We start from the raw sequence: 11503 nt of genomic DNA on the forward strand, positions 1-11503 counted from the left end.
CCCCGGCCCAGCCGGTCCTCATCGGCCGTCGCGCTCGCCACCCGGGTGTATCCCGCGACCGTCAGGATCTCGATGCCCGCGCGCTTGAACTCGTCCACCACCGCGGCCCGTTCGCGTACCCCGATCCCAGGGTGCACCGGCTCCTCCGGATGGGCCCGCAACTCCACTCCCCGATAGCCAGCTGAGGAGGCGAGCGCGACGACCTCGGGTATGGACAGCCCGGGCACCCCGAGGGTCGAGAAGGCGAGCTTCATGGGCCTGTTCCTTTCCGCTGTCCTTCCATGGGTATGGCCGCTTCTTCCCGCAGCGGCAGCCGCCAGTCCTGGCCGACCAGGTCCGCTCCATAGGAGTGGTGCGGTTTCTCGGCGACGAGAGTGAATCCCGCGCGCTGGTAGAGAGTCCGCGCGGTGGTCAGGACGTCATTGGTCCACAGCGTCAGCTCCTGGTAGCCCGCCTCACGCGCGAACTCCACCACCGTTCCGACCAGCCGCTCCCCGAGGCCGTGTCCCCGGGCCGTCGGCTCGACCAGCAGCAGGCGCAGCCGCGCGGTGTGCGGCTCGGCGTCCCGTGCCTCCGGCCCGTCGTCCCGTACGCACATCACCGAACCCACCGGGCCGCCGTCCAGCTCGGCGATCCAGGCCCGCTCCAGCCTGGAGTCGTGGTCCCGCGCGAAGTCCGCCACGATTCCGGCGACAAGGCCCTCGAACTCGGTGTTCCAGCCGTACTCCGCCGCGTACAGCGCGCCATGACGCTGCACTATCCAGCCCAGCTCGCCGGGGACCGGATCGCGCAGGATCGGTCCGTCCCGGTGCGCCGGGCCGGGACGCCCGGCGCCGAGGATGTCCCGCACCGTCCGCAGCGCGTCCGTGAGCTGTGGCCGCAGCTCGGGCTCGACCCGCGAGAGCAGCGAGCCCACGGCCTCCCGCGACCGCTCGTCGAGCAGCGCCGCGGCCTCGCGTCCTCGCGGTGTCAGCGTTATCCGCCGACGCCGTGAGTCCTGCTCGGACGGCGCGCGCCCGACCAGCCCGTCACGCTCGAACTTGGTCAGCAGCCTGCTCAGATATCCGGCGTCGAGGGACAGCTCGGCCCGCAGATCGGCGGCGTCGGTGCGCGACGCGTGGGCCAGCTCGTACAGCACCCGCGACTCGGTGAGCGTGAACGGCGTATAGAGGTGCTTGCTGTAGTCGAGCGCCCCGATGAGATTCGTATAGAAGCGGTTGAACGCACGGACTTCCTGGACAGCCATGATCCACCCCCGGACTTCCCGGCCTTTTCTTTGACTGAGTCAACGTTAAGCCCGGCTGCCGACAGCCGACAAGGATCAATCCGCACTCTGGCGACAACCCGCCAACCGGCGCCCGCCCCCCTGATTCGCGCCCTCAGTTGCCCCGCGGCGGTGCCGTCGACGCCCGCGCCATCAGCTCCGCCGCGATCGTGGCGATCCCGCCAGGCGGCGGCGTCTCCGTCCCCATCGCCAGTCGTCCCGCCCGCGCGCCCGCCTCGTACAGCGGCAGTCGCACGGTCGTCAGTGCGGGCACCGCGTCCACCGCGAACGGCAGATCGTCGAACCCCGCCACCGAGACATCCTGCGGAATGCGCAGCCCTTGCTCGCGCACGGCCGCGCACGCCCCCAGCGCCACCGTGTCATTGGCCGCGACCACGGCCGTCAGATCCGGCGCGCGGCGCAACAGCTCCAGCGTCGCCTCGTATCCGGAGCGGCGGGTGTACGGGCCGTGCACCGTCAGCGACTTCCGTCCCTCGGCCGTCCCGCCGGCCGGCCATCTCTCGCTCAGCCCGGCCGCCGCCATCGCCGCCCAGTGGCCCTCCAGCCGATGCCGCGTCGTCGTACGCTCCAAGGGCCCCGCGACATAACCGATACGCCGGTGTCCCAGCGCCAGCAGATGCTCCGTCAGCCGCCGCCCGCCGCCACGGTTGTCGAAGGCCAGCGCCGCCACGATCGCGTCGCTGTCCGGCAGCGGTGGACGCCCGCACAGCACCACTTGGGTCCCCGCGTCCGCGAGTCTCGCCAGCTTCGCGGTCATCGCGGCGGTGTGCCGAGGATCTTCGAGTGCCCCGCCGGTGAGGATGACCGCCGCGGCCCGCTGGCGCTGGAGCAGAGTCAGATAGGTCAGCTCGCGTTCGGGCGAGCCGCCCGTGTTGCAGACGATGGCGAGCTTCTCGCCGCCCGCTCTGCCGGTGCCCTCCTGGCCGCCGATCTCGGTCTGGGCGGCACCGGCCATGATCCCGAAGAACGGGTCGGCGATGTCGTTCACCAGGATGCCGACGAGGTCGGAAGTGGCCGCGGCGAGCGAACTGGCCGGCCCGTTCAGTACATAGTCCAGCTCGTCCACCGCCCGCAGCACGCGCTCCCGGGTCGCGGCGGCGACCGGATAGTTACCGTTCAGCACGCGGGAGACGGTGGCGGGCGACACCCGGGCGCGGGCCGCCACATCCGCCAGGGTGACTGTCATCGCTTCCTCCGAAGGGGACGAGAGGGATCTCCGGAAGAGCGCGCGGGAGATCGCGGGAGAGATCGGGGCGGGCTCTTGTACCGGCCGCTGTCGCAGGCTAGCTTTCTACCTCATAGAAAGCGCTTGCTGCGGCCGTATGGAGGGAACTTCGTGACACGCAGGACAGTGCGGATCGCCATGAACGGCGTCACGGGGCGCATGGGATACCGGCAGCATCTGCTGCGCTCTCTCCTCGCGATCCGCGAGGAAGGCGGGCTGGACCTCGGGGACGGCGACGTACTGTGGCCCGAGCCCGTTCTCGTCGGCCGTCGCGAACACGCCGTCAAGGCGATCGCCGAGCGCCACGGCCTCACCGAGTGGTCCACCGATCTCGACACGGTTCTGGCGGACGGCACGGTCGACATCTACTTCGACGCGCAGGTCACCTCCGCCCGTGTCGAAGCCCTCAAGAAGGCGATCACCGCGGGCAAGCACGTCTATACGGAGAAGCCGACCGCGACGGATCTCGCCGACGCCCTCGAACTGGCCCGGCTCGCCAGGAGCGCCGGCATCAAGCACGGTGTCGTCCAGGACAAGATCTTCCTGCCCGGTCTGCTCAAGCTGAAGCGCCTTGTCGAAGGAGGCTTCTTCGGCGAGATCCTCTCCGTAAGAGGAGAGTTCGGCTACTGGGTCTTCGAGGGCGACTGGCAGCAGCCCCAGCGTCCCTCCTGGAACTACCGCGCCGAGGACGGCGGTGGCATCACCGTCGACATGTTCCCGCACTGGGAGTACGTCCTGCACGAGCTGTTCGGGCGGGTCACCGGCGTCCAGGCGCTCATCACCACGCACATCCCGCAGCGCTGGGACGAGCAGGGCAAGCCGTACGAGGCGACCGCGGACGACGCGGCGTACGGGATCTTCGAACTGGACGGCGGCGCGGTCGCCCAGATCAACTCCTCCTGGACGGTCCGGGTCAACCGCGACGAACTGGTCGAGTTCCAGGTCGACGGCACACAGGGCTCGGCCGTCGCGGGACTGCGCGGCTGTCGGATCCAGCATCGCGCGGGCACGCCCAAGCCCATCTGGAACCCCGATCTGCCCGCCACCGAGTCCTTCCGCGACCAGTGGCAGGAAGTTCCGGACAACGACGAGTTCGCGAACGGCTTCAGGGCGCAGTGGGAGCTGTTCCTGCGCCACGTGGCACTTGACGAGCCCTATCACTGGGATCTGCTCGCGGGCGCGCGTGGTGTGCAACTCGCCGAGCTGGGGCTGCGGTCCGCCGCGGAGGGCCGCCGTTTCGAGGTGCCGGAGCTGACGCTGTGACCCTGCGACTGCCCTCAGCCGAGGGAGGGACGCATACATACACGCCGCGCTCCGAGCCTGCCCGTTTCACCACGGGAGGGCCGCCGCTCGCCTCCCGTACGGTCTTCGCCGCGGCCCATGTCGTCGCCGATCCGTACGCCGACACCAGCCCCGACGCGCCGGCTGCCGTCGACTGGGACGCCACGCTCGCCTTCCGCCGCCATCTGTGGTCGCACGGCCTGGCGGTCGCCGAGGCCATGGACACCGCGCAGCGCGGTATGGGCCTGGACTGGACGGGCGCCGCTGAGTTGATCCGCCGCTCCGCCGCCGAGGCGAAGGCGGTCGGCGGCCGGATCGCCTGCGGCGTGGGCACCGACCAACTGGCCCCGGGAGCGGCCTCCCTGGAGGATGTGCGCACGGCGTACGAGGAGCAGCTCGCGCTTGTCGAGGAGACCGGCGCCCAGGCCATTCTGATGGCCTCCCGCGGCCTTGCCGCCGCCGCGACGGCTCCTGACGACTATCTCGGTGTCTACGCCCACCTCCTAAGGAGGGCGGCGGAACCGGTCGTACTGCACTGGCTCGGCCCGATGTTCGATCCCGCCCTCAAGGGCTACTGGGGCAGCACGGACCTCGACGCGGCCACCGAGACCTTCCTCCAGGTCATCGCCGAGCATCCGGGCAAGGTCGATGGGATCAAGGTCTCGCTGCTGGACGCCGGGCGTGAGACCGAGCTGCGCCGCCGGCTGCCGGCGGGCGTGCGCTGCTACACGGGCGACGACTTCCACTATCCGGAGCTGATCGCCGGCGACGAACAGGGCTTCAGCCACGCTCTGCTCGGTGTTTTCGATCCGCTGGGCCCGCTGGCGGCCGAAGCCGTCCGCGTCCTGGACACGGGTGACACCAAAGGCTTCAGGGAACTCCTCGATCCCACCGTCGGCCTGGCCCGCCATCTCTTCCGCTCACCCACGCGCTTCTACAAGACGGGCGTGGTTTTCCTCGCCTGGCTGGCCGGTCACCAGGACCACTTCACCATGGTCGGCGGCCTCCAGTCGGCCCGCTCGCTGCCGCATCTCGCGCGGGCCTACGAACTGGCAGACGGGCTCGGCCTGTTCCCGGATCCCGCACGCGCCGAGGCCCGGATGAGATCGCTGCTGAGTGTGTACGGAGTACACCCGTGACCGGCTCGTCGAACGGCGATCTGAGCCGCCTCAGCATCAACCAGATGACGGTCAGACAGCTCACCCTGCCCGAGCTGACGGAGGCCTGCGTCCGTCTCGGGGTGCCGGCCGTCGGCCTGTGGCGCGAACCGGTCCAGGCGTATGGAGTCGAGGCCGCCGCCAAGCTCGTACGGAAGGCCGGACTCGCCGTCACCACGCTCTGCCGCGGCGGCTTTCTCACCGCGACCGAACCGGCCCGGCGCGCCGAGGCGCTGGCCGACAACCGCGCGGCGATCGACGAGGCCGCCGTACTGGGCACGGACACTCTCGTCCTGGTCTCCGGAGGGCTTCCGGCGGGCAGCCGGGATCTGCGCGCGGCGCGCGAGCGGATCGCCGACGCGCTGGCCGGGCTGGCTCCGTACGCGGCGGAGCGTGGCGTCCGGCTGGCGATCGAGCCGCTGCACCCGATGTTCGCGGCCGACCGCTGTGTGGTCTCCACGCTCGACCAGGCCCTCGAACTGGCTGAGCGCTTTCCGGCCGGACAGGTCGGGGTGGTCGTGGACACGTACCACGTCTGGTGGGACGACCGGGCGCCCGCGGCCGTCGCACGCGCGGGCGGACGGATCTTCTCCTTCCAGCTCGCCGACTGGACGACGCCGCTTCCGGCCGGGGTGCTGAACGGCCGGGGCCAGCTCGGCGACGGAGCGGTCGATCTGCGCGGCTGGCGCGAACGGGTCGACGCGGCGGGCTACTCGGGCCCGGTCGAGGTGGAGCTGTTCAACGACGGACTGTGGGCGCGGGACGGCGTGGAAGTGCTGGTCGAGGTGGTCGACCGGTACGTCCGGCACGCGCGGTGAAAATGACTCTGCGAAACCGTGCAACCCTTCCCGGGTGACATGAGTCGTATTCGTCAACAGGGCCTTCGGGGAGGGATCCGGGGGGATCGGAAGGCTCTGCTGGAGGGGGGAGCGCGTGGGGCCCGGTCGCAGGACCGGGCCCCTTGTAGCGCCGGAGCGGGCCGATGGCCGCACGGAGCCGCCGAGCGGTGCCTGTAGGGAGTTGACGAGCGGACGGTGCCCTCCTGGCCGTCGGGGCACCGAAGTTGTCCACAGGCGCGCCGTGCTGTCGGATCCGGGCGGTAGCGTCGGGGCATGTCCAATCCAGCAGTGCTCGAAGCCGTCCTCGAGCGGATCACCTACGCCAATGAGGAGAACGGCTATACGGTCGCCCGGGTCGACACAGGCCGTGGCGGCGATCTGCTCACCGTGGTCGGTGCGCTGCTCGGCGCGCAGCCGGGCGAGTCACTGCGCATGGAGGGCCGGTGGGCCTCGCACCCGCAGTACGGCAAGCAGTTCACGGTGGACAACTACACAACGATCCTCCCGGCCACGATCCAGGGCATCCGCCGCTATCTGGGCTCCGGTCTGATCAAGGGCATCGGCCCGGTGTTCGCCGACCGGATAGTCGAGCACTTCGGCCTCGACACGCTCGACATCATCGAGGACGAGCCCAAGAGGCTCATCGAGGTGCCAGGACTCGGTCCCAAGCGGACCAAGCGCATCGCCGCGGCCTGGGAGGAGCAGAAGGCCATCAAGGAGGTCATGGTCTTCCTCCAGGGCGTCGGCGTCTCCACCTCCATCGCCGTGCGGATCTACAAGAAGTACGGGGACGCCTCCATCTCGGTCGTCAGGAATGAGCCGTACCGCCTCGCGGCGGATGTCTGGGGCATCGGCTTCCTCACCGCCGACCGGATCGCCCAGGCCGTGGGCATACCGCACGACAGCCCCGAGCGGGTCAAGGCGGGCCTTCAGTACGCCCTGTCCCAGTCGACCGACCAGGGACACTGCTTCCTGCCCGAGGAGCAGCTCATCTCGGATGCCGTGAAGCTGCTCGCGGTCGACACGGGCCTGGTCATCGAGTGCCTCGCCGAGCTGGCCGGGGAGGACGAAGGAGTCGTACGGGAGACGGTGCCGGGCCCGGACGGCGGCGAGCCGGTCACGGCGGTCTATCTGGTCCCTTTCCACCGCGCCGAGCTGTCCCTCTCCGCCCAGTTGCTGCGGCTGCTGCGCACCGGCGAGGACCGGATGCCGGCCTTCCGGGACGTGGCCTGGGAGAAGGCGCTGACCTGGCTGGCGGGCCGTACGGGCGCGGAGCTGGCTCCCGAGCAGCAGCAGGCGGTCCGGCTCGCGCTCACGGAGAAGGTCGCCGTTCTGACCGGCGGTCCCGGCTGCGGCAAGTCGTTCACGGTCCGTTCGATCGTCGAGCTGGCGCGGGCCAAGAAGGCCAAGGTGGTGCTGGCGGCGCCCACCGGGCGTGCGGCCAAGCGGCTCGCCGAGCTGACCGGCGCCGAGGCGTCCACGGTGCACAGGCTGCTGGAGCTGAAGCCGGGCGGCGACGCCGCGTACGACCGGGACCGGCCGCTGGACGCGGATCTGGTGGTGGTGGACGAGGCCTCGATGCTCGATCTGCTGCTGGCCAACAAGCTGGTCAAGGCGGTGGCGCCGGGCGCGCATCTGCTGCTGGTGGGAGATGTGGACCAGCTTCCCTCGGTCGGGGCGGGCGAGGTGCTGCGCGATCTGCTGGCCGAGGGCGGCCCGGTGCCCCGCGTCCGGCTGACCAGGATCTTCCGGCAGGCCCAGCAGTCCGGTGTGGTCACCAACGCGCACCGCATCAACTCGGGGGTGCACCCTCTCACCGAGGGCCTCACGGACTTCTTTCTCTTCGTGGAGGACGAGACGGAGGACGCGGGCCGGGTCACGGTCGATGTGGCCGCCCGACGGATCCCCGCCAAGTTCGGGCTGGATCCACGGCGCGATGTGCAGGTCCTGGCACCGATGCACCGCGGCCCGGCCGGCGCGGGCGCCCTCAACGGTCTGCTTCAGCAGGCCATCACGCCGGCCAGACCCGATCTGCCCGAGAAGCGGCTCGGCGGCCGGGTCTTCCGTGTCGGCGACAAAGTCACCCAGATTCGCAACAATTATGAGAAGGGGGAGAACGGAGTCTTCAACGGCACCGTGGGTGTGGTCACCTCGCTCAGCCTGGACGATCAGCGCCTGACGGTGCGGACGGACGAGGACGAGGAGGTGCCGTACGACTTCGACGAGCTGGACGAGCTGGCACACGCGTACGCCGTGACCATCCACCGCTCCCAGGGCAGCGAGTATCCGGCCGTGGTCATCCCGGTCACCACCGGTGCCTGGATGATGCTCCAGCGCAACCTGCTCTACACGGCGGTCACCCGTGCCAAGAAGCTGGTGGTGCTGGTCGGCTCCCGCAAGGCCATAGGACAGGCGGTGCGGACGGTTTCGGCGGGCAGACGCTTCACGGCGCTGGACCACCGGCTGTCGGGCGGCCCGCGGCCGGCAGGGACTTTCGCAACCGGGGCGAAGGGGGCAGGATGAGGAGGTTGGCGGCACTGAGTGCCGCCAAAAGGCCGAATGGCCGACCCCGAGTGCACTCTCCTGAGCCAAATGGGGGATGGTAGAGACAGTCAGGGCACCTCGAAGAAGAGGCACTACGTCGGTGAGGGATGACGTGAGCGAGAAACGCGACAACGCGGTAGTACTGCGGTACGGCGACGGCGAGTACACCTACCCGGTGATCAACAGCACGGTCGGCGATGAGGGCTTCGACATCGGGAAGCTCCGGTCCCAGACCGGTCTGGTGACTCTGGACAGCGGCTACGGCAACACCGCGGCCTACAAGTCCGCCATTACCTACCTCGACGGCGAACAGGGCATCCTGCGCTACCGCGGCTATCCCATCGAGCAGCTCGCCGAGCGGTCCAGCTTTGTCGAGGTGGCGTATCTGCTGATCAACGGCGAACTGCCGACGGTCGACGAGCTGGCCTCGTTCAAGAACGAGGTCACCCAGCACACGCTGCTGCACGAGGACGTCAAGCGCTTCTACGACGGATTCCCGCGCGACGCCCACCCGATGGCGATGCTGTCCTCCGTGGTCAGCGCGCTGTCCACGTTCTACCAGGACAGCCACAACCCGTTCGACGACAAGCAGCGCCATCTCTCCACGATCCGGCTGCTCGCCAAGCTGCCGACCATCGCCGCGTACGCGTACAAGAAGTCGATCGGCCATCCCTTCGTCTACCCGCGCAACGACCTCGGGTATGTCGAGAACTTCCTGCGGATGACCTTCTCGGTCCCGGCCCAGGAGTATGTGCCGGACCCGGTCGTGGTCTCCGCGCTCGACAAGCTGCTGATCCTGCACGCGGACCACGAGCAGAACTGTTCGACGTCCACCGTGCGTCTCGTCGGCTCCTCGCAGGCGAACATGTTCGCCTCGATCTCCGCCGGCATCAGCGCCCTCTGGGGCCCGCTGCACGGTGGCGCCAACCAGTCGGTGCTGGAGATGCTCGAAGGCATCCAGGCCGCCGGCGGCGATGTCGACAGCTTCATCCGCAAGGTGAAGAACAAGGAAGACGGCGTGAAGCTCATGGGCTTCGGGCACCGCGTCTACAAGAACTTCGATCCCAGGGCGAAGATCATCAAGGCGGCGGCGCACGATGTCCTCTCGGCGCTCGGCAAGTCCGACGAACTGCTCGACATCGCGCTCAAGCTCGAAGAGCACGCTCTCGCCGACGACTACTTCGTCTCGCGCAAGCTCTACCCGAACGTGGACTTCTACACCGGTCTGATCTACCGGGCCATGGGCTTCCCGACCGAGATGTTCACTGTGCTGTTCGCGCTCGGCCGGCTGCCCGGCTGGATCGCCCAGTGGCACGAGATGATCAAGGAGCCTGGCTCCCGTATCGGCCGCCCGCGCCAGATCTACACCGGCGAGGTCCTGCGCGACTTCGTCCCGGTCGAGGCCCGCTGACGCGGCGCTCCCGCGCCGTAAGGCACCCGGCGTAGCGAAAAGCGCCCCGCCGCCGATCCCCCCACGGGTCGGCGAGCGGGGCGCTTTCCATATCCCCGGAGCGGATTCCCCCCACGGGATCCGGGCCGGGCGTCTGCCGTAACCAGCAGCGGCTTACTCGCGCGGTCTGACCGGGGTACGTACGGGAGGGCCGCTCAAAGCTCCCCAGTGCACGTGCCCCGGTCAATTCGCTTGTCCGAGATGTCCCCCAAGACATCTCATGACATCCCTTCGAACGTCCCCCAAGACGTTCTCTGGCATTGTCCTCTTAGACTCGCGAGCCCCCCGGATGGTTACCCTTCAATCTATGTGATCTAGATCTCCTTGTGAAGGAGTTGTGGTTCATGTGAAGGGCCGCGAGCGCAAAGATTTCGTAACCACCCGGGCCGTGGGGGCGTTGTGCGCTCAGGGTGCCCGAGGTCAGGCCTGACCGGCCAGTTCGTACCCGGCCTCGTCGACGGCGGCGCGTACGGCGTCCTCGTCCAGCGGGGTCCGGGAGGTGACGGTCACCTGTCCGGTGGCGGCCACGGCCTGCACGGAGACGACGCCGTCGATCCCGGAGATCTCCCCGGCGACGGCGCCCTCGCAGTGGCCACAGGTCATGCCCGTGACCTGGTAGACGGTCGTGATCCGGCCCTTCTGCCCTTCGGCTGCGTCGCTGTGGCGGGAGCCGGTGGGTGAGCAGCAGGAGCCCGAGGTTCCGGTGGGCTCGGCCTTGGTCTCGGTGGTCATGGCGTTCTCCTCGTCGGGGATGGGGTCGGCTGTCCCGCCGATAATACCCCTAGGGGGTATGAAGGTGAACTCCTGGCCGGTGCCCGGTCCCGCTGTCCCGTCAGAGATCTCCGACGAGCGGATGCAGATAGCGGAAAAGGACCGTCTTGATCTCGGCGATGTACGCGTCCCGCTGGTCCGGCTCCTCCGTGGCGAGGATCAGGTCCAGGCCGGCTTTGAAGACGGTGAAGGTCGTCTGTGCGACACGGGTGATCTCGGCCTCCGGCGCCTCGGGCAGATAGCCGCCGAGGATCCCTTCGACCCGGGCGAGCATCGAGGAGTGGAGGGCTTCGTGTTCCTGGGTGACACGGCCGGGGATGTCGGAGCCGTGCATGAAGACGGCGAAGGCCGGGTTCTCGTGGTTGAACTGGATCAGTGGATCGAGGACGGCGTCCAGGAGCTGGTCCAGGGGGAGTTCGAGATGGGCGGGGAGGAACGCCTGTCCGTAGGTCGCGCGCCAGCGGGCCAGGAGCTGGTCGCCCAGCTCGATGGCGATGGCTTCCTTGTTGGGGAAGAACTGGTACAGCGTGCCGGGGGAGACGCCGGCCTCCCGGGCGATGGAGTTGGTGCTCGCCGCGGTGTAGCCGGTGGTGCAGAAGACCTGGGCCGCCGCTTCGAGGAGCTGGGCGATACGGCGCTCGCCGCGGGCCTGGCGCCGACGTGGCTTCCCCGTTTCCGTGGCGTCGCTCTTCGGCTCCGGCATATGAATCCCCGGCTTTCCTGGATCGGTTGACAAACACGAGCGATGGCTCGCAAAATTGAGAAATGCGAGCGACGACTCGTGTTTGTCATTCTATGGCAACGGCTGACCCATGCCACGGGTCACGGTGAAGGGGACACCGCACCATGTCCGAAGTCAATACCGGCCCGCGTCCCGGGGGCTGGACCCGGTTCGTCACCGCGCGGCCCAGGCTCTCTCTGCTGGTCGCGCTGGTGATCACGGCCCTGGCG

At 69.1% G+C, this 11503-nt stretch carries 9 protein-coding genes and 1 pseudogene; 5 read left to right on the forward strand and 5 right to left on the reverse strand.

What is annotated here, in order from left to right; all coding sequences use genetic code 11:
* The 3 genes and pseudogenes from GA0115259_RS01830 to GA0115259_RS01840 all read right to left on the reverse strand — a co-directional run.
* Positions 1–254 (reverse strand): annotated as a pseudogene (locus GA0115259_RS01830) (sugar phosphate isomerase/epimerase); the annotation flags it as partial.
* Complete coding sequence (locus tag GA0115259_RS01835; RefSeq protein ID WP_093589795.1) at positions 251–1246, reverse strand: bifunctional helix-turn-helix transcriptional regulator/GNAT family N-acetyltransferase; 996 nt, start codon at positions 1244–1246, stop codon at positions 251–253. The pseudogene GA0115259_RS01830 and the gene GA0115259_RS01835, both read right to left, overlap by 4 nt.
* A gap of 133 nt (positions 1247–1379) precedes the next feature.
* Positions 1380–2471, reverse strand: coding sequence for a LacI family DNA-binding transcriptional regulator (locus GA0115259_RS01840; protein WP_093589798.1), 1092 nt, complete (start codon positions 2469–2471; stop codon positions 1380–1382).
* 150 nt (positions 2472–2621) lie between these two features.
* Between GA0115259_RS01840 and GA0115259_RS01845 the strand changes: the two genes are divergently transcribed.
* The 5 genes from GA0115259_RS01845 (at position 2622) to GA0115259_RS01865 (ending at position 9742) form a co-directional block, all read left to right on the forward strand.
* Positions 2622–3773 (forward strand): Gfo/Idh/MocA family protein, encoded by a 1152-nt coding sequence (locus GA0115259_RS01845; RefSeq protein WP_093589801.1) that lies wholly within the window; start codon positions 2622–2624, stop codon positions 3771–3773.
* Entirely contained in the window at positions 3770–4930 is a 1161-nt protein-coding gene (locus GA0115259_RS01850; protein ID WP_093589804.1) for a dihydrodipicolinate synthase family protein, read from the forward strand. The genes GA0115259_RS01845 and GA0115259_RS01850 overlap by 4 nt, the downstream gene beginning before the upstream one ends.
* A 44-nt stretch (positions 4931–4974) precedes the next feature.
* A complete protein-coding gene (locus GA0115259_RS01855) occupies positions 4975–5766 on the forward strand; it encodes a sugar phosphate isomerase/epimerase family protein (RefSeq protein WP_093589819.1) in 792 nt (263 codons plus the stop codon).
* Between the two features lie 294 nt (positions 5767–6060).
* Positions 6061–8310, forward strand: coding sequence for an SF1B family DNA helicase RecD2 (locus GA0115259_RS01860; RefSeq protein WP_093589807.1), 2250 nt, complete (start codon positions 6061–6063; stop codon positions 8308–8310).
* A 133-nt stretch (positions 8311–8443) separates the two neighbouring features.
* Positions 8444–9742, forward strand: a complete 1299-nt coding sequence (locus GA0115259_RS01865) for a citrate synthase (RefSeq protein WP_176732392.1) — start codon at positions 8444–8446, stop codon at positions 9740–9742.
* Between the two features lie 459 nt (positions 9743–10201).
* Here GA0115259_RS01865 and GA0115259_RS01870 read toward each other — a convergent pair whose 3' ends face one another.
* Positions 10202–10513, reverse strand: a complete 312-nt coding sequence (locus tag GA0115259_RS01870) for a heavy-metal-associated domain-containing protein (protein ID WP_176732393.1) — start codon at positions 10511–10513, stop codon at positions 10202–10204.
* A gap of 100 nt (positions 10514–10613) precedes the next feature.
* Complete coding sequence (locus tag GA0115259_RS01875) at positions 10614–11255, reverse strand: TetR/AcrR family transcriptional regulator (RefSeq protein WP_093589816.1); 642 nt, start codon at positions 11253–11255, stop codon at positions 10614–10616.
* Between the last annotated feature and the right edge of the window lie 248 nt (positions 11256–11503).

Origin of the sequence: Streptomyces sp. MnatMP-M17 (genome assembly GCF_900091995.1) — a bacterium.
Lineage (GTDB): Bacteria > Actinomycetota > Actinomycetes > Streptomycetales > Streptomycetaceae > Streptomyces.